This is a genomic window from Candidatus Nitrospira salsa, assembly GCF_965152625.1.
Genome location: NZ_CBCUCO010000004.1, coordinates 228,571 through 246,953 on the forward strand (window position 1 = coordinate 228,571; position 18,383 = coordinate 246,953).

The following is an 18,383-nucleotide window of genomic DNA, read 5'->3' on the forward strand; positions in this document are numbered from 1 at the left end:
GTCACATGGGGATAATGTCAATATTCCTTGTCTATTGGTCGAATACCATAGCCTCTCCCATCAGTCAAATTATAGCGAATCCAACAGTTGGAATGCCTGGACACGATACCATGCAAGAAGGTGCAGTCTTGTATGGCATTCAACTGCGTGACTCAGCCATCGACCTGATGTATTAATGACATGTGTCCAGGTCCAGCTGAGGCATATCAACTAACTCCGCGCGATTACTTACTTCAAAATTTGGAAGGTTATACCCGCTTGGGTTATAGCGAATACAAATACGTTCCAGCTCAACCATGAGGACTTTCAACGCGATATCCCATGTGTCAAGAGTACGAAAAATCATTGAATCGGCTATAACTGACAATGATTGACGTTTTATCTCACGTATTGGATCTCAACATTGTCCAAGTTTGGCGCTTTATCGTTTCGGTATAACTGAATCGGCTATAAGTCGCGGCTCTCGATGTTGAGAATGTGTGAGCCATCAGGATCTGTTATGATGGGCTACATTCCCTACTTGGTATGAAGGAACATCGTGTCGCATCTTCATTTTGACTGTTTCTCAGGTATCAGCGGCGATATGTGTCTCGGAGCATTGGTCGATGCCGGGGTCCCGTTCACTACTCTTAAAAAAGGCTTACAACAACTGACGGCCGGTGGCTATCAGCTCAAAGCCAAGAAAGTCCATCGAGGCACAGTCCATGCGACCAAAGTTGACGTCAATATTCGCGAAGGATTCAACAAACCGCTGTCGCTCCCTAAGATTCGACGCATCCTAAGCCAAAGTCCACTCCCCTCAAACGTCAAATCCCGTTCGAAGGAAGTCTTTCAACGTTTGGCGGAGGCTGAAGGAACAGTCCATGGAGTTCCACAAGCTAAAGTCCATTTCCACGAAGTCGGCGTCGTTGATTCATTAGTTGATATTGTTGGAACCTTGCTTGGCCTTCACTATCTCGATATCACATCAATTTCAGCTTCTTCCATCAATGTTGGATCCGGCACGATTCACACAGCTCATGGGGTCTTGCCCGTTCCCGGACCTGCTGTGGCTCAGCTGGCGTTAGATGTTCCGATCTTTGCATCAGGACCAGCTCTTGAACTAACCACTCCGACCGGGATGGCGCTTTTGACAACGCTCACTCAAGACTTTCGCGCCCTTCCCCCCATGAATCCTGCCGGTATCGGGTATGGCGCTGGTACAGCAGAGCCTCCTGACTGGGCAAATGTTCTTCGCGTATTTTTGTGTTCTGATGCGTCTCAGGATATTCAAAACACAGAACCTATCCTCGAAATCCAGACAACCATCGATGATCTCAACCCTCAAACCTATGAGTTTGTAATGGACAAGCTATTCAAGGTCGGGGCCTTAGATGTGACGTTAACACCGGTCATTATGAAACGCAGTCGCCCAGGAATCATTATCACTATTCTAGCCCCCAAAAATATTCGAGAAGATGTGATCCGAACACTCTTTCAGGAAACGACAACTCTTGGTATACGAGTTAACCACGTCAGCCGATTTGTCCTTCCTCGGAGAATGGAAACAATTCTATTACGCGAAGGGACGGTCCAAATCAAAATCGCAGACCTAGGAAATGGTCAGCAAAAAGTGATGCCTGAGTATCGAGATTGTCAGCGCCTGGCTACGAAAACAGGGAAACCTGTCCGAGAAATTATTGAACAGGCCTTTCAAACGTTTTACAAGACGAAAAAGACGGTGCGAAGGACTTCACGCTCCACGTAATTGGCCTGCGTTTCATAGACCTTCTCGCCATTCACCAAAGTACAGCCCAATTTCTACCAGCGACGTCTCGATATGAAGACTACTTCAAACAAGAACCATCGCCCGACATTGGTTATTACTATGGGAGACCCTGCCGGTATCGGTCCGGAAATTATCGTCAAGACATTCGTTCACGCAAAGATATGGAAATGGTGCGCTCCGCTTGTGATCGGCTCTCCCCCAATTCTGGAACGAACGGCTCAGGCCCTTCAAATTCCTATGAAGATTGTCTCGGTACCAGAATATCCTCCACAGAATGGACAGAACATCTTTCGCCGGGGTCAACTTCCAGTACTCGACCCCCTTGAAAGGCCATTGGGACGCTTTCGTAAAGGCCAGGCCAGCGCCGTATCTGGAGACGCATCGGTACGCTATATTCAAAAAGCCGTCCATTTAGCACAGGCTGGGACTGTTCACGGCATCGTGACCGCACCTATCAACAAGAAAGCGATCCATCTTGCCGGCCATCACTATCCCGGTCATACAGAAATGCTAGCAGCCCTGACTCAAACAAAAGAGTCCGGCATGATGATTCTCGGTGGGCCGCTAAAAATTATGTTTGTTACCACACATGTCGCGATTCGAGACCTTTCACAATCGATTACGACTAGCAATGTCCTTCGCGCGATTCGATTGGCAGAGTCCGGACTCCGTCGATCGTTTCACATCACACGACCCCGTATCGGGGTCGCTGGACTGAATCCCCATGCTGGGGAAGGCGGTCTCTTTGGCGATGAGGAAGAGCAGGCCATTGCACCTGCTGTAAAACGGGCACGTGTTACAGGTATTCGCTGTACGGGGCCTTTCCCCGCCGATACCCTTTTCGGAAAGGCGGTTTCTGGAGAATTTGATGGAGTCGTGGCCATGTACCATGATCAAGGACTGGTGGCCTTAAAAACTGTGGCATTTGGACATTGTGTCAATATCACGGTTGGCCTCCCATTCATTCGTACATCCGTGGATCATGGAACCGCCTATGACATTGTTGGAAAAGGGAAGGCTGATCCAACGAGTCTCATAGAAGCCATGGCCTTGGCCGCTCAACTCTCAACTGACAAGCGCTGATTTAACACACTCTTTTTTGATTCCCTCATGTTTCTGATCATCTGACGGTTCGTCGTCACAACTAAACCCTGAGACCATGCATTTACCCTCTAAGCATAAACAATCGGCAAAATATTCAGGAGCCCGCTCCGCGGCATTGACCATTCTGTTAAAAGTTCACCGCCAACAACCGTTCGCGGACGACGTGGTCGACGCGATATTGGAAACAGCAAAAATTCGTGAACTGGATCGAGGTCTGACCTTTGAACTCGTGTATGGCGTCTTACGACATCGCGAGACGTTGGATTGGCGATTGAATCAATTCGCTGATCGTCCGATGTCACGGCTGCCCCTGACCGTTGCCATGATTTTTCGGCTGGGAGCCTATCAACTGCTGTACCTTGATAAAATTCCACCTTCTGCGGCCGTAAATGAATCCGTAAAGTTAGCCAAGACCGTTGGAGGCCGCAATTGGAGCGGCATGATGAACGCCATTCTTCGTAATATCATGCGTCATCCTGCGCCGCCATGGCCTGATCCATCTGAAGATCCAGTTTTAGCGTTCTCTATTCGGTACTCCTGCCCTTCTTGGCTCGTCAAACGATGGTTGTCGGCCTGGGGAACTCACAGGACACAAACACTGTGCGAGGCGACACTCCAGATTCCTCCTCTCACCTTACGCACCAATACCATTCACTGTTCGCGAGATCGACTACTCAGCCGACTGCAATCAGATGGATATGAGGCACAAAAGACCACAGTCAGTTCACTCGGATTAATATTGGAAAAATGTGGAAAACTCAGTGATCTTGGTCCATTGAAAGACGGGTGGTGCTATATTGAGGATGAAGCGGCGCAACTCATTCCGCTATTATTGGATATCAAGCCTGACCATCAAGTCTTAGATGTCTGTGCGGCTCCAGGCGGAAAAACGACCCATGTGAGCCAGCTCATGGGCAACCAAGGCCAAATTATTGCTGTTGATCGAGATCCACAACGGTTAAACCTTCTGACGTCCAACTACCAGCGACTTGGATTGACGAACATTACGACTCTCTGCGCTGACATGGGAAAAGATATTTCAACAACATCTTTTGCCACTACAACCAACACTCAACAGCGTTCCTTGGCCGCAACATTCAGGCAAGGCTTTGACCGCATACTGCTTGATGTGCCCTGCTCAGGACTGGGAGTGCTACGTCGTCATCCGGAAGGGAAGTGGGTTAAGGGAGCAGACCTGATTGATCAAATCCGAATCCTACAAGGGAAAATTCTTGAGCATGTCAGTGCACTCTTGAGACCCGATGGAGTGTTAGTCTATAGTGCCTGCTCGACTGAAAAAGAGGAAACGAGTCACGTTGTCGAGACTTTTCTCGATCGACATCAGGAGTTTTATCAGGATTCCATCAAGCCGTGGCTCCCTCAGACCGCCCAGACGCTAATCGATGAGTCAGGAAATTTAATGACTTCCTTCAATACGGTGTCGATGGATGGATTCTTCGCGGCTCGCTTAATAAAAGGGAACAGATGATCATGTCTTCAACTCCGCTCATTGCGCCTTCTATCCTTTCGGCTGACTTCGGTCGTCTTGCAGAAGCCGTCAGTCAAGTAGAGGCTGCTGGAGCTGACTGGATTCATATTGATGTCATGGATGGCCATTTTGTCCCTAACCTGACGGTCGGCCCACCTATTGTAGAAGCGGTTCGCAAGGTCACGAGGCTGCCTTTGGATGTCCATCTGATGATGACCAACCCTGATACATTTATCGGAGAATTTGCAGATGCTGGCGCTGATTATTTGACCGTTCATGTCGAAGCCTGTCCTCATCTACACCGGACTCTTCAATCGATTAAAGAACGCAGCGTTAAAGCCGGCGTGACCTTGAATCCGGCAACGTCCGTCAGCACACTCGAGGAAGTGATCCATGAGGTAGACCTCATCCTTGTCATGTCAGTCAGTCCAGGATTCGGCGGACAAACCTTTATCACTTCCTGCCTTGAGAAAATATCTCGAATTCGACATTCACTCAATGCAGGAACAAGCCCAGGTCTTTTGGAAGTCGATGGAGGAGTCAACCTTCAGAATGCCGGATCCATTATCAAGGCGGGTGCCGATGTTTTAGTTTCTGGATCAGCGATATTTGGAAGTGAAAATTTTTCCACGACCATCCAACAAATGCGAGCAGCAGGACAGACCATCAACGTCTAACGTCTTTCATGGATACCACCGCTCTACTCGATAGTCTTCATCCACTCGAGACCAAAGTTCTCACAATTTTAAAGAACGCAGAAGGTGCGCTGTCTGATGCGGAGCTCGCGCACGCGACCGAACTCGACCCCTCGCAGGTCAGCATGGCAGTTGGATGGTTGCTGACGAAAAAATTGATCGTCTTGGCCACAGAAAACATTACCCCTGTCGTTTCGTTAAGTGAGACGGGAAAAGCCTACAGTCAGACCAGTTCTCCTTCGGAATGGATTCTTGAATCTATTCAAGCGCATCAGGCTCGCGGTGAACAGATAACGGTGAAAGACCTCCAAGCTCAAGGGCAATTTCAGCCGACCGAGCTTAGTCGTGCGATCGGCCTTCTCAAAAAAGATCAAGCCATTCGATTAGTTTCCGGAGGTGCACTTGAAATAACAGACACGACAAGTCCAACGACAGAGACTCTACGAAACTTGCTGACGACATTGTCAGCAGATTCTCATCCGCTCACAACATTTTCAAGTCCCGATCAGGCCCTGATTCGACAATATGCGATTAAACGCGGAAGTGCCCAGGAACCTTTTCGTATTGAAGACGATATCCTGCGAACCTACGCCTTAACGCCGGAAGGACAGACCATCAGTCAACTGACCTCATCAGAGTCTTCCAAAGAAATTTCACAATTGACCCCGGACATGCTCAAAGATGGATCCTGGCGAAATTACTCATTTCGAAAATACTCCATCAGCCTTCGTCCGCCTCGACTAGCCATTGGACGTCGACATCCCTATAGAGAATTTTTAGACTCTGTCAAACACAAACTGGTGAGTATGGGCTTTCAGGAAATGCGCGGTGAATTGGTCGAAACTGAATTTTGGGATATGGACGCCCTCTATATGCCGCAGTTCCATCCCGCTCGTGCCATTCACGATGTCTACTTCGTCAAAAATCCCACCCAGGCCAAATCTATTGCTGAACCATACCTCTCGGAAGTAGCCGATGCCCACGAAAATGGCGGGACCACAGGCTCGAAAGGTTGGCAATATCCGTATGACCGTGACCGAGCGAGACGACTCATTCTTCGAAGCCAAGGCACAGCCGTTTCAGCTAAAACCTTAGCGAATAAGCCAGATGTACCGGGGAAATACTTTTCGATCGCCCGGTGCTTTCGATATGACCAGGTTGACGCCACCCATGCTACGGACTTTTTTCAAGTTGAAGGTATCGTGTTAGGTCACGATATTAACTTTCGGACATTGCTCGGACTCCTCAACCTATTTGCGTCGGAAATGGCTCAAGCGAAAGAGATTCGATTTTTGCCAGCCTATTTTCCGTTTACCGAACCATCTGTCGAGTTGCATGTTCGCCATCCGCATCTTGGTTGGATGGAACTTGGAGGAGCAGGACTGTTTCGCCCCGAAGTCACGATTCCATTAGGCGTCAACGTTCCCGTGATTGCTTGGGGGTTGGGGCTTGACCGTATGGCGATGGTCGCCCTTGGCATTCATGATATTCGCGACTTATTTACTTCTGATCTTGAGGCTGTTCGCAATATGCGACGAAAATTTTGACCCATCATGCCAACTATTTCTATTTTCCATCACGACTTTGAACAACTCGTAGGCCGAAATGCCGAAATCAGCCAAGTCGAAGCCTGGCTTCAGCTGGTGAAAGGGGAACTCAAGGATCATAACCCAGCAAATGGTGAACTGCGCATTGAGCTCCAAGACAGCAATCGGCCCGATCTCTGGTGCGTGGAAGGGATTGCTCGCCAAATTCGTCTGGTTCTTGACGCGAAACCGATTGAGTATCCCTTTCTCGCAAGTAAAAACCAATCCAAACGTCGGTTAATGGTACTTCCAGGCATTGAGACGGTGAGGCCGTTTATCGCAGCATGCGCCGCCACCGGCTATGAAGTCACAGAAGAAGGATTAAATCAGATCATACAAACACAGGAAAAGTTGGCTGATATTTTTGGGAGAAAACGTCAAACGGTATCAATTGGCGTCTATCGTTTGGCTACGATTTCTTTTCCGATCACCTACGGCCTTGTGAAATCTGAAAAAACGCGCTTCACCCCGCTTGGCTTCACCGAAAAGATGACCCCTCAAGAAATTTTGACTGTGCATCCGAAAGGCTTGGAATACGGAGCGCAACTGGCCAATGCCGATCAGGTTCCACTCTTATGGGACAAAGATGGGCAAGTCCTTTCTTTTCCACCCATTATTAATAGCCGAGAAGTTGGTGAAGTTCAGATTGGGGATAAAGCTCTGCTCATTGAGGTCACTGGAACCGACTTGCCAATGGTGCTCCTGACGTTAAACATTTTTTCCGTCAACCTTGCAGATCGGGGTGCCGCCATTGATCCTATTGATATCGTATATCCGCATACCACAGCTTTTGGTAAAACGGTGAAAACACCCATTGATATGTCGAAGTCTCAACGGATTTCACTCAAGGCCATTGAACATGCCCTTGGCACTCCGCTTGGATCTGAAGTCATTCAGCAAGCTCTTTCAGACTATGGATACCAAGTTAAATCCACACAACACAGTATCTCCGTCACAATGCCTGCGTACCGGCATGATCTCATGCACGTCATGGATGTGGCTGAAGATGTCGCAATTAGTCGAGGGTATGACTCCTTTACGCCCATCATGCCAGGACATTTTACCGTTGGGACGCTTTCTTCCCTTGAGTATCTCTCTGATCAAATTCGAGACTTAATGATTGGATTTGGCTTTCAAGAAATGTTTTCAAATATTTTAGCGTCACGCATGGAACTAGTGGATCGAATGCGATTGGCAGGCACGCCACATGGTCATGTCGTCGAAGTAGATAATGCCATGTCAGAAAGTTACGCGTGTCTTCGTTCCTCAATTCTTCCTTTTCTCTTAAGGGTCGAAGCCGCCTCACCTCGGTCATTTTATCCCCATCTCTTGTTTGAAATTGGAGAAGTCGCGATTCCTGATATGGGCGTCGATTTGGGGTCAAGAACGATCGTGACCGTCTCGGCCATCATCGCGCAGTCAGGGGCGAGTTTCTCAGAAATTCACTCTTATCTTGACCTTCTGATGTACTATCTGGTTCGGGATTACCGACTAGAACCGAGCACCCACCAATCATTTTTAGATGGGCGCGTCGGGAAGATTATTTGTGGGAAACAGGAGATAGGATTTATCGGAGAGCTTCACCCTGAAGTACTTGAAGCTTGGCAAATTAATATGCCGATTGCGGCATTCGAATTTCAGATTACAGTATAAAACCTGAAAAGACTTGCCTACGCAGCTGCTTTTGATGTTTGCATCTTAAGACTGTTGACCAAGTTGGTAAACCCTTCAGGATCATGAATCGCCATCTCCGAAAGCATCTTGCGATCGATTAGAATATCAGCTTTTTTGAGCGCATTCATAAATTGACTGTAGGTATATTCATGGGCCCGTATCGCGGCATTGATTCGTGTAATCCAAAGCCGCCTGAAGTCCCGTTTTCGTTGTCGACGACCGATGTATGCATAGACTTCGCCTTTATCAACTGATTCTGTCGCTGTTCGAAAGAGCCGACTCTTCCCGCCATACTGACCCTTGGCAAGCTTCAGTCTCTTTTTTCTTCTGCGTCGTGTCTGTGGCCCACCTTTTACCCGTGGCATGACTTATTCTCCTTCTTCATATCAAACTAGCCGTTTAAACTAACAGTAGGGAAGTAAACGATCAATTGCCCGTGAATCAACATCTCGCACCACAGCCGCTCCAGTCAAACGACGTTTTTGTCGTGGAGCTTTTGATGTGAGAATATGCCGCATCTTGGCTCGTCGTCGCATCCACTTCCCGCTTCCAGTTCGTTTGAACCGTTTACTGGCACCAGAATGATTTTTTAACTTTTGCCCTGCCATATTCTCCTCCTAGGCCCCGTTTATCGATTTCACAGGCTATACGATCGGCGTATTACTTTGGCGACACAATCATAAATAAATTACGCCCCTCTAGCCGAGGCGAACTTTCAATTATCCCCACTTCACCAAGCTGTTCAATGACCTTATGGATCGCCGTAAAGCCAAATTCTTTGTTGGCCATTTCACGTCCTCGAAACATCACCGTCACCTTGGTCTTATTTCCTTCTTCAAGAAACCCTCGTATTTGCCGAACTTTTGTTTCAAGGTCATGTTTATCTGTACGAGGTCGCAACTTGATTTCTTTGACCTGCGTTGACTTTTGATGTTGCTTGGTTCGGTGCTGTTTTTTACTTTGTTCGTATTTAAATTTCCCAAAATCCATAATCCGGCAAACCGGTGGCTCGGCTGTTGGTGCCACTTCCACCAAGTCGTAGCCAGACTCCTTCGCTTGCCGAACGGCATCCGGTGTTTTCATCACCCCAAGTTGTTCCCCTTCCGCTCCGATCACACGAACTTCAGGGACACGGATAAGATGATTAATACGCTGTTTGACGACTTGAGGTCGGCTCATACTGGACGAGAGGAATCACAGGACAGTACAGACGGGATTTCGTTTCGAATAATCGTAAGAACCTCCTCTACCGACATTGTTCCTAAACTCTTCCCATTTCGTTTTCTCACTGAAACAGTTCCGCTTTGGCTTTCGCGATCACCAACGACCAGCATGTACGGAATCTTCGCTTTTTCAGCTTCACGGATTTTAAGACCTATTTTCTCATTGCGCAAGTCTAATTCGGCCCGACAGCCCTCTTTACGCAAATTATTCAGCACAGAAGTCCCATATTCTTGCTGTTTATCTGAAATTGGGAGGACTTGGGCCTGTACGGGAGCCAGCCACGTGGGAAAAGCCCCCCCATAATGTTCCAATAATATTCCAAAAAACCGTTCAATCGAACCCATCAACGCTCGATGAATCATAATCGGCTGATGAGATTTTCCATCTTCAGCAATATAGGTGAGCCCAAATCGGTTGGGATTATTAAAGTCCACCTGAACCGTCGAACATTGCCATGACCGTCCTAAAGCATCTTTGATTTTGACATCGATCTTTGGGCCATAAAAGACCCCTTCGCCTGGATCGAGCTTGTAATCGAATTGTCCATCGTTCAAAGCTTTTTCCAATGCCTGTGTGGCTTGGTCCCACTGTTCTGTGGAACCAACCGATTTTTCCGGACGTGTCGAAAGGTACATTTCGCATTCTGTAAAGCCAAATGTTTGGAGGACAAAAATTGTAAACTCCAACACTTTGCTGACTTCTGCCGCCAATTGATCCGGTCGACAAAACAAATGGGCATCATCTTGCGTAAAACCTCGAACCCGCATCAAACCATGGAGAACACCAGATCGTTCATAGCGATACACTGTTCCCAATTCCCCATATCGAAGCGGTAATTCTCGGTAACTCCGGAGGTGCGATTTATACACCATAATGTGGAACGGGCAATTCATCGGCTTGAGTTGGTACTCGCTGGACTCAACCGGCATGGAGGCGTACATATTTTCCCGGTAATAATCGACATGCCCACTGGTTTTCCATAGATCTAAGCGCGCCACATGGGGAGAGTACACAAGATCATAGCCATGTTTGATATGTTGCTCTCGCCAGAAGTTTTCAATGAGCAACCGAATCAGTGCTCCTTTAGGATGCCACAAAATTAACCCGGGTCCGGTTTCATCCTGAATACTAAAGAGATCGAGTTCTTTCCCCAACTTTCGATGATCTCGCTTTTTAATCTCTTCTAAATTCGCGATATGCTTTTCCAGGGCTTCCTGGGTAGGAAAAGATGTCCCATAAATCCGTTGAAGCATGGGATTACGCTCGTCCCCACGCCAATAGGCACCCGCACTCGTCAACAGCTTAAAGGCTTTAATATGTCCCGTAGAAGGGATATGCGGACCACGGCATAGATCGATAAACTCGCCTTGGGTATAGGCAGAAACCGGTTCATCATCCTGGAATCCTTCGATAATTTCAACTTTGTAGGCTTCACCGCGCGCTTTAAAGAAATCGATGGCATCTTGCTTGGTAAACTCTTGCCTCGTAATTATCAGGTCACGCTTAATAATTTCATGAGCCCGTGCTTCAATGAGTTCCAAATCTTCTGGTGTAAATGGCCGTTCAAAGGCAAAGTCGTAGAAAAAGCCTTCCTCAATCGCCGGCCCAATCGTCACTTGAGCAGCAGGAAAACATTCTTTCACGGCCTGCGCCATGATATGGGTGCTACTGTGGCGATACACTTCTTTGCCTTCATCGGAAGAGAACGTCAGCGGCTCCAGGGTACTATTCTGTTGGAGAACGGTTTTCAAATCTTTTGGGACACCATCGATTTTTACAGCAATGGTTCCTTCAAGCCATTTCCCATTCGATTGTTCAAGAACTTCTCCTGCCGTCACACCGGCGGGAAACTCTTGACTCGTCCCATCTGGCAATGACAATTGAATTGAGGATTGGGTAGCGGACATGTCAATGAATCGCCGTATTGGCTGAGGTGTAGGAACAGAAATCCATAGGAATAAATAAAAAAGACACCACAGCTCGGGCTTACGGTGTCTTACAAAGAAGAAGTGGTAGGCGCGGGCGGTATTGAACCGCCGACCTCTACCGTGTCAAGGTAGCGCTCTCCCCCTGAGCTACGCGCCTATGAACCTTCGACTCATGCTAGTCGACCACTCAGAGGTTGTCAAGAAGCCACGTTCACGTACGCCACATTGACGATAACCCGCATGCCACACTGTCGTTGGGCCGTTTTAGATGAGTTGGGGGTTTTTCGCACGCTGGCTCTTACAGACTTCAACCGAAATATTGAACTCTCCAATTTTCTTGCGTAACGTATTCCGGTTCACTCCTAATAAACGAGCAGCCTGCATTTGATTGCCGTTGGTTTCTTGGAGCGCCAGTTCAATTAATGGCCGTTCGACAGCTCGGATAAACGTGGGATAGAGATCTTGGGCAGATCCAAGCTTCATCGCACGAACAAACTCACCAAATTGAGCCTCGACATAATCAACAAAGCTCAACTTGGCTTTAGCCGGCTTTGACGATTTGCCTTGTCCGGATCCCACCCATTGGACAAACTGATTCAGAAATTCAATGGAAGGCAGCGGTCCAGCTAAAATAAATGTCTTCGAGAAATCAATGGACTCACTCAGATCTTGAAGTTTTTCTTGTTTAGATCCGTTACATTCAAGATAGACCCCCTTATATTCATCTGAGGACATGGCTTTATGAAGCGCTGGGTAGTCTTTCACAAGCGTAATCGTATCCTCGTGCCCCCCCGACTTGACCTGGGTAGCGATTTTGGAATCGTCGGTCAAGACGACAACTCGAACCTGTGATGGGCGACTGGCCATGAAAAAGAATGAAAGAAGGTGAATGAAACAGAAAATGAAAAAGAGAACGATTATCTCGTATGCGATTTTTAAATGTCAATTCACGGTTTCATATAAAAATTAGAGTATCCCGTATGCGGAATACCTAGAGTAATCCAAGTATTGGACAAAACACTTTCAACATGATGAAGATCAAGACTCCACCTAAGATATCGAGGACCAGTCCAGCTCTTACCATACTTGTGACCGGGACAAGACCAGTCCCATACACAATCGCATTCGGCGGCGTCGACACAGGCAAGACAAAGGCCAGACTTGCTCCCATACATGCGCCCAAGGTTGGAGGAATTGGAGACATGTCAGCCGCCTGAGCAATAGCAATCACCACCGGGACCAGCATGCTGGCCGCCGCCGTATTCGAGGCCAGTTCAGTCAACACAATCGCCGTCATAATCGACATCGCCGTTAAACCCCATACGGATTGAACACCAAAGATCCCAACAAGCCCTTCACCGATAACATGCGCCAGTTGTGTCTCGACCATCAAATGACCAAACGCAATGCCTCCGCCAAATAACAAAATAGTTCCCCAGTTAATATTGACCGCTTGTTTCCATGATAGAGTGAACATTCCTTGAGAAAAATTGATGGGAAGAAAAAACAGGAGACCGGCTACAACAATCGGAACAAGTTCTTTGGGCAAATGACGAGCAAACCAGGTCACAATGCTATGCTCTTCTCCCAACCAGGCGGAAAGTAGTCCAGGGACAATCCACAAACACACAGCAATCCCAAACGCCATACAGGCGTGACGTTCACCAATTGACCACCGTCCAAGACTGGCACGCTGCGCGGTTAAGGAGTCAAGAAAATTCGGGAGGACGGGAGGGGGCGGATGCAGCTTGAGTAACACCACACTGGTCACGGCTAACATTACGATGGTTAATGGAAGCCCAATGGCAAACCATGTCAGAAAAGAAATGGAAAGATGAGCTTGTTCGGCAAGCAGACCGACACCTATTAAATTTGGAGGTGTCCCGATAATCGTCGCGACTCCGCCCACTCCTGCTCCATAGGCCACAAAAAGTAGAAATCCCGTTTCATAGCCACCCGGTTTCTTTTCCGTTCCATGCATAGTGGTCAGGACGCCTAATGCAATCGGCAACATCAATGCCGTTGCAGCCGTATTGCTAATCCACATGGAAAGGATCGCAACGGTGATACCCATCACCACAAAGACGCGAATAGGATGAGCGCCGACCCATTTCTGCGAGAGGAACCAGAGGCCAAACCGTTTATCAAGTCCGTGGACGACAAGAGCTTCTGCGAGAAAAAAGCTTCCGATAAAGAGAAAGATAATCGGGTGAGCATACGCTGAAAATATGGCCTTCATGGATCCGAGCCCCATTACTACACACAGACTCGTTCCAAGTAAGGCGGTGACGGGCAGAGGAATGGGTTCAGTAATCCAATAGGCCACCACCCAACTCAAAATCGCGGCTAAGGTACGGGCTGAGGGACTCAATGAAGGCGGGAGGAAAAAATAGAAGAGTATAGCCACAACTGGGCCGACCAGAAGGCCAATTTGAGCCTTTCGAGAGTACTCCATCTTTCCTCCTAGGATTTCACAAAATTAGCAGGTATCATAGGGTTATCGCATAATTTGGAGAATGATGCATCCAAAAATTCAATCATTGGATAAGCTAGTCGACATTATCCAATCTCAGAGATACACAGGAAAGCAATTGGTTTTTACCAATGGATGCTTTGACCTCTTGCATGTTGGACATGTTCGTTACTTGGACCAAGCGAGACAGTTAGGTGACTTCCTTGTGATCGGATTAAACAGTGATCACTCCGTAAAAAGTTTGGGGAAAGGCGCGGGCCGCCCGATTATGAATGAACAGGAACGGGCCGAAGTCCTTGCGGCCCTAGCCTGTGTGGACTTTGTCACCATATTCGATGAGGCAACCCCACTCACGATCATTCAATCGCTTGTTCCGCAGGTCTTAGTCAAGGGAGGAGACTGGTTGCCTGAGCAGATCATTGGTCGCGAGATTGTGGAGAATCACGGCGGGACAGTCGTCTCGATTCCTTTGGTTCCCAATATTTCGACAACACACATCGTCGAACGAATCCGCACGATTCATTCGACAGCAACAACAAACAGCTCGAGTGGTGAGACCCCTGAGCCACAATCATCCCAGGAGAATGTTCTTGAATAGTGGTGACCGTCAGGGACCTTCGGTCTTCGTCTCACGCTGACAACAACCAAGTATCCGCCGCAATCGCTCAGCAAACTTACTCAGTCTGACCAACACGGTCTCTCGTGATTCGTCTTTATCATACGTCTTCCGAGAAATAGTAGAATATCCATCTATACTCGACAAAACAGCGAGTTATAGCGAAAGAACCATTTCACGTAGAGGCTATCAGCACAACCGTAGAGATCACCGAACGCGACATAGATCTTTCATGCCTTCGTTCAGCAGACTCGCAGGGAAAATCTCAAACGATATGAAGCACGCATCGTCTTTTCTTACGTCACTTGGGGAAATATTCTCCTCTATTTCTGACTCATCCAATCAGTTTCATACAAAAACCTGCATCACGAGTTCTGTTCCCTCTTCGCATGCTCTTGCACTCTTAGGGTTATGTCAAAGTCAAGGCGTCTGGCGAGCGAAATCTTCAGCAACATCGAAACAAGACCAGCAGGTCGACCAGTCCTGGCTCATCATCACCGAGTCAGAACTGAATGCAACCCAACTCTTTCAAGATCTGCAATTTTACTCTTCAGTGTTTGGGCTGCCTCAGGAACACTTGGTCCACTTTCCGCAATGGGCCAGCTTACCCTATCAATCCTCGCTTCCCCCTGCTGACGTCATCGCAGAACGAGCCGGTGCGCTACATCGGCTCACAACCGGAAAACCGACCATCCTTGTCACGTCCATCTTAGCCATCTTGCAAAAAATTCTGCCTCAAGACGCCTTCTTTGATGCATGTTTTTCTCTTGAACTCGGCAACGTCTGTGAACATGAGCCACTCATCAAAAAGCTCTTACGACTGGGGTATCGGCGAGTATCAATCGTGGAAATTCCCGGAGAATTCAGTGTGCGGGGAGGAATTATGGATGTTTTTTCTACCGCATTTCATCATCCACTTCGAGTCGAATTTTTAGGGGATACAATTGAATCACTTCGTGTCTTTGATCCGTCAACTCAGGAATCGATTCAAAAACTTTCTGAGGCATGGGTTCTCCCGGTTCGGGAGTATCTTATCTCTGAAGATTATCATGAACACGCCGAACAGCCTCTGTCATCCGATGCAGAATGGTATGCTCCCAACCTCTATGGCACCATGGAATCGATCGCCGATTACTTTCAATCTCCCCCAAATGTTGTGCTTCATCACCCGATGGATCTACACCATGTTGCCTCAACATGCTGGAATGAAATATTAGATGTTTGGGATCAACATGATTCATCCGATTCAACCACGGAAAAGCCCCCCTATCCCGAGCCCGACCGTTTATACCATCTCTATGACGACATTTTGGCCCAAATTCAATCTTGGCCAACCATAGGCCTGGATACCATTGCGCCAGCCCAATCAGAAGATTGGCAACATGTTGTCCCGTTTCCTGCGCTTTCTGCTTCGAGTTTTGGCCTTGGGCTCCGAGGGGTTCCGCTCAAAGACAACTTGGCTAAACTGGAACAACTGCGCAGCCAAGGACCTGTTTTTTTAATCGCTCGCAGCACCGGTCAAGTCGAACGTCTTTTAGGATTACTTTCCGAACAAGGTTATCCGGCCTCATCTTGGGACCCTTCTCTGAACACCTCCCGGAAGGCAGAAGAGCGATTCCCATTTTATTGCGTCCAAGGAGAACTCTCCTCTGGCCTCATCACTCATGAAGGACGCTTAGCCTTTATCACGGAAGAGGAACTCTTCGGTAAAGGAATTCGCCATCGTCCACAACCAAAAACGCACACGGCTAAATTTCTTTCTTCATTAGATGACCTGCAAGAAGGCGACCTGGTCGTTCATGTCCATCATGGCATTAGTCGCTATGAGGGGCTTCGCCGTCTCACAGTCCAAGATTCTGAAAGTGATTACCTTTTACTGCACTTTGCTGGAACCGACACACTCTATGTTCCGCTTGAGCGACTCTCGGAAATTCAGCCCTACCATGGAGTCGATCAGCGAACTCCGAAGCTCGACAAGCTGGGAGGAACCAGTTGGGCCAGAACGAAAGCCAAGGTCAAAAAGAGCATAGAAGATATGGCTGAAGAACTCGTCGCGCTGTATGCCAACCGCGAAATAGCCCGAAGAACGGCCTATACCCCGGATACCATGTTAACTCACGAATTCGAAGCGGCGTTCGACTACGAGGAAACTCCAGGTCAACTCAAAGCGATCGAAGATATTTATCGAGATATGGAATCGCCGAAACCCATGGACCGGCTCGTCTGTGGAGATGTGGGATACGGGAAGACCGAAGTGGCCATGCGGGCCGCGTTCAAAGCCGTTCAGAATAATCGGCAGGTCGCGGTCTTAGTGCCCACAACGCTGCTCGCCCAACAACATTTTGAGACATTCTCGTTACGGTTTGCCCCATTTCCCGTTCGAGTGGGTATGCTGACCCGGTTTCAAAGTCCCGCTGAATGCAAAGTGGTTCTCCGAGATATTGCTGCGGGCACCTTGGATATCATTATTGGAACCCATCGTTTGTTGACAAAAGATGTGAACTTTAAACATCTGGGAATCGTCATCACTGATGAAGAGCAGTGGTTTGGCGTCCGGCACAAAGAACGACTGAAGCAACTTCGCACTCAAGTCGATGTCTTGACGCTCTCAGCTACCCCCATTCCCCGAACACTACAAATGGCCCTTTCGGGTGTTCGAGATCTTTCGGTCATTGAAAGTCCGCCCTCCGGCCGTTTAGCCATTCAAACACAAGTCCTCCGGTTTGACGGGACGGTCATTCGAGAGGCAATACACCGCGAACTTGGACGAGGGGGGCAGGTCTTTTATCTTCATAATCGTATTGAAACCATGGAACGCACAGGCACATGGCTACAGCAACTGATTCCTGAGGCACGAATTGTGATTGCGCATGGGCAAATGGACGAACGGCTACTTGAAAGCGTGATGCTCAAATTCTTTCACCATGAAGCCGATGTCTTGATCGCCACGGCCATCATTCAGTCCGGCCTCGATATTCCCAATGCCAATACGATCCTCATTGATCGTGCTGACTTGTTTGGCTTAGCGCAGCTGTATCAACTTCGCGGTCGAGTCGGACGCGGGGGACAGCAGGCGCATGCCTATTTCTTTGTCCCCAATGAAGAAACCCTGAGCACAGATGCTCAAAAACGGTTGAATGCGATTCAAGAATTTACGGAACTGGGGTCGGGATTTCGCATTGCGGCGGCTGACATGGAAATTCGGGGCGCTGGCAATCTGCTAGGAAAACAACAGTCAGGCAATATCGCCGTCATCGGACTTGACCTGTATTTACACATGGTCGAACAGGCCGTTCAGCAACTTAGAGGACAAGTCGTCGAGGAGGTCCCGGACCCCACACTTCACCTCCATGTATCTGCGTTTATTCCGGAAGACTACGTTGAAGATACGCACCAACGATTAAGTTTATACAAACGGCTGTCTGGCAGCGAGCAGATTGGAGATCTGGCTTTGCTGCATGGAGAAACCCAGGATCGCTATGGTCCGCTCCCTGCCCCCGTTGAACGGCTCTATGAAGTCATGCAAATTAAACTCCTGGCCAAGGCGTTAAAGCTCGAATCGGTCGACATTCAAGGAAACAGCATCATTGTTGCCTTTCATGAGGTGGCCAAACTTCCAGAGGAAGGCATTCAATGGCTATTGCAACGGTGTCAGGGCGCCATTCAATTTCTTTCACCGCTCGCCTTTCAACGAGACATGCCGTCTGACGATTGGGAGATTCTGTACCCAGAACTCAATACAATCTTACAAGGTCTCAATCGCTACAGTCAGACTCAGGTAGAAGAACAGATAGCTTGAAAATATTCAGAGTAATCCTGTAATTCT

The 18,383-nt window shown here is 48.2% G+C and carries 15 protein-coding genes, 1 tRNA gene and 1 pseudogene; 9 read left to right on the plus strand and 8 right to left on the minus strand.

The genetic code is table 11. From position 1 onward, the window contains the following. Positions 1–5: 5 nt before the first annotated feature. The gene (locus ACWQXP_RS15045; RefSeq protein ID WP_454063697.1) at positions 6–176 is read left to right on the plus strand and encodes a hypothetical protein; all 171 of its coding nucleotides are present in this window, start codon (positions 6–8) and stop codon (positions 174–176) included. On the opposite strand, the gene ACWQXP_RS15050 is transcribed toward ACWQXP_RS15045, so the two are convergent. Beyond that, positions 173–346, minus strand: a complete 174-nt coding sequence (locus ACWQXP_RS15050) for a hypothetical protein (RefSeq protein WP_454063698.1) — start codon at positions 344–346, stop codon at positions 173–175. The two genes, ACWQXP_RS15045 and ACWQXP_RS15050, sit on opposite strands and share 4 nt — an antisense overlap. Before the next feature lie 192 nt (positions 347–538). Between ACWQXP_RS15050 and larC the strand changes: the two genes are divergently transcribed. From larC to pheT, 6 genes are all read left to right on the plus strand, one after another. Further along, entirely contained in the window at positions 539–1,747 is a 1,209-nt protein-coding gene (gene larC, locus ACWQXP_RS15055; RefSeq protein ID WP_454063699.1) for a nickel pincer cofactor biosynthesis protein LarC, read from the plus strand. Between the two features lie 72 nt (positions 1,748–1,819). Further along, positions 1,820–2,851 carry a 4-hydroxythreonine-4-phosphate dehydrogenase PdxA gene (gene pdxA / locus ACWQXP_RS15060; protein ID WP_454063700.1) on the plus strand — a complete coding sequence of 344 codons (1,032 nt, stop codon included), beginning with the start codon at positions 1,820–1,822 and terminating at the stop codon, positions 2,849–2,851. A gap of 76 nt (positions 2,852–2,927) precedes the next feature. Then, the gene (gene rsmB, locus ACWQXP_RS15065) at positions 2,928–4,361 is read left to right on the plus strand and encodes a 16S rRNA (cytosine(967)-C(5))-methyltransferase RsmB (RefSeq protein ID WP_454063701.1); all 1,434 of its coding nucleotides are present in this window, start codon (positions 2,928–2,930) and stop codon (positions 4,359–4,361) included. Between the two features lie 2 nt (positions 4,362–4,363). Then, on the plus strand, positions 4,364–5,038 hold the full coding sequence (gene rpe, locus ACWQXP_RS15070) for a ribulose-phosphate 3-epimerase (RefSeq protein ID WP_454063702.1): 675 nt from the start codon (positions 4,364–4,366) through the stop codon (positions 5,036–5,038). A gap of 8 nt (positions 5,039–5,046) precedes the next feature. Then, a complete protein-coding gene (pheS, locus tag ACWQXP_RS15075; protein WP_454063703.1) occupies positions 5,047–6,603 on the plus strand; it encodes a phenylalanine--tRNA ligase subunit alpha in 1,557 nt (518 codons plus the stop codon). 6 nt (positions 6,604–6,609) lie between these two features. Then, a complete protein-coding gene (gene pheT / locus ACWQXP_RS15080) occupies positions 6,610–8,295 on the plus strand; it encodes a phenylalanine--tRNA ligase subunit beta (protein ID WP_454063704.1) in 1,686 nt (561 codons plus the stop codon). 17 nt (positions 8,296–8,312) lie between these two features. Here pheT and rplT read toward each other — a convergent pair whose 3' ends face one another. The 7 genes from rplT to ACWQXP_RS15115 all read right to left on the minus strand — a co-directional run bounded on the left by rplT (position 8,313) and on the right by ACWQXP_RS15115 (position 13,923). Further along, on the minus strand, positions 8,313–8,681 hold the full coding sequence (gene rplT, locus ACWQXP_RS15085) for a 50S ribosomal protein L20 (RefSeq protein WP_454063705.1): 369 nt from the start codon (positions 8,679–8,681) through the stop codon (positions 8,313–8,315). Between the two features lie 39 nt (positions 8,682–8,720). Next, the gene (rpmI, locus tag ACWQXP_RS15090) at positions 8,721–8,924 is read right to left on the minus strand and encodes a 50S ribosomal protein L35 (protein WP_454063706.1); all 204 of its coding nucleotides are present in this window, start codon (positions 8,922–8,924) and stop codon (positions 8,721–8,723) included. A gap of 52 nt (positions 8,925–8,976) precedes the next feature. After that, positions 8,977–9,495 carry a translation initiation factor IF-3 gene (infC, locus tag ACWQXP_RS15095; protein ID WP_454063707.1) on the minus strand — a complete coding sequence of 173 codons (519 nt, stop codon included), beginning with the start codon at positions 9,493–9,495 and terminating at the stop codon, positions 8,977–8,979. After that, complete coding sequence (gene thrS, locus ACWQXP_RS15100; protein WP_454063708.1) at positions 9,492–11,447, minus strand: threonine--tRNA ligase; 1,956 nt, start codon at positions 11,445–11,447, stop codon at positions 9,492–9,494. The genes infC and thrS overlap by 4 nt, the downstream gene beginning before the upstream one ends. Positions 11,448–11,550: 103 nt before the next feature. Further along, positions 11,551–11,625 (minus strand) — tRNA-Val (locus tag ACWQXP_RS15105). Positions 11,626–11,732: 107 nt separating this feature from the next. Beyond that, on the minus strand, positions 11,733–12,335 hold the full coding sequence (locus ACWQXP_RS15110) for a helix-turn-helix domain-containing protein (RefSeq protein ID WP_454063709.1): 603 nt from the start codon (positions 12,333–12,335) through the stop codon (positions 11,733–11,735). Positions 12,336–12,459: 124 nt separating this feature from the next. Then, positions 12,460–13,923, minus strand: a complete 1,464-nt coding sequence (locus tag ACWQXP_RS15115) for an SLC13 family permease (RefSeq protein ID WP_454063710.1) — start codon at positions 13,921–13,923, stop codon at positions 12,460–12,462. 73 nt (positions 13,924–13,996) lie between these two features. On the opposite strand from ACWQXP_RS15115, the pseudogene rfaE2 reads away from it, so the two are divergent. Together rfaE2 and mfd are read left to right on the plus strand one after the other, a co-directional pair. Beyond that, positions 13,997–14,458 (plus strand): annotated as a pseudogene (rfaE2, locus tag ACWQXP_RS15120) (D-glycero-beta-D-manno-heptose 1-phosphate adenylyltransferase); the annotation flags it as partial. A 373-nt stretch (positions 14,459–14,831) separates the two neighbouring features. Next, complete coding sequence (gene mfd / locus ACWQXP_RS15125; RefSeq protein ID WP_454063711.1) at positions 14,832–18,356, plus strand: transcription-repair coupling factor; 3,525 nt, start codon at positions 14,832–14,834, stop codon at positions 18,354–18,356. The last annotated feature ends 27 nt before the right edge of the window (positions 18,357–18,383 follow it).

Coding starts and splice junctions, on each gene's coding strand:
- ACWQXP_RS15045 (WP_454063697.1), top strand. CDS start 6: ATGGGGATAATGTCAATATTCCTTGTCTATTGGTCGAATACCATAGCC.
- ACWQXP_RS15050 (WP_454063698.1), bottom strand. CDS start 346: ATGATTTTTCGTACTCTTGACACATGGGATATCGCGTTGAAAGTCCTC.
- pdxA (WP_454063700.1), top strand. CDS start 1,820: ATGAAGACTACTTCAAACAAGAACCATCGCCCGACATTGGTTATTACT.
- rsmB (WP_454063701.1), top strand. CDS start 2,928: ATGCATTTACCCTCTAAGCATAAACAATCGGCAAAATATTCAGGAGCC.
- rpe (WP_454063702.1), top strand. CDS start 4,364: ATGTCTTCAACTCCGCTCATTGCGCCTTCTATCCTTTCGGCTGACTTC.
- pheS (WP_454063703.1), top strand. CDS start 5,047: ATGGATACCACCGCTCTACTCGATAGTCTTCATCCACTCGAGACCAAA.
- pheT (WP_454063704.1), top strand. CDS start 6,610: ATGCCAACTATTTCTATTTTCCATCACGACTTTGAACAACTCGTAGGC.
- rplT (WP_454063705.1), bottom strand. CDS start 8,681: ATGCCACGGGTAAAAGGTGGGCCACAGACACGACGCAGAAGAAAAAAG.
- rpmI (WP_454063706.1), bottom strand. CDS start 8,924: ATGGCAGGGCAAAAGTTAAAAAATCATTCTGGTGCCAGTAAACGGTTC.
- infC (WP_454063707.1), bottom strand. CDS start 9,495: ATGAGCCGACCTCAAGTCGTCAAACAGCGTATTAATCATCTTATCCGT.
- thrS (WP_454063708.1), bottom strand. CDS start 11,447: ATGTCCGCTACCCAATCCTCAATTCAATTGTCATTGCCAGATGGGACG.
- ACWQXP_RS15110 (WP_454063709.1), bottom strand. CDS start 12,335: ATGGCCAGTCGCCCATCACAGGTTCGAGTTGTCGTCTTGACCGACGAT.
- ACWQXP_RS15115 (WP_454063710.1), bottom strand. CDS start 13,923: ATGGAGTACTCTCGAAAGGCTCAAATTGGCCTTCTGGTCGGCCCAGTT.
- mfd (WP_454063711.1), top strand. CDS start 14,832: ATGAAGCACGCATCGTCTTTTCTTACGTCACTTGGGGAAATATTCTCC.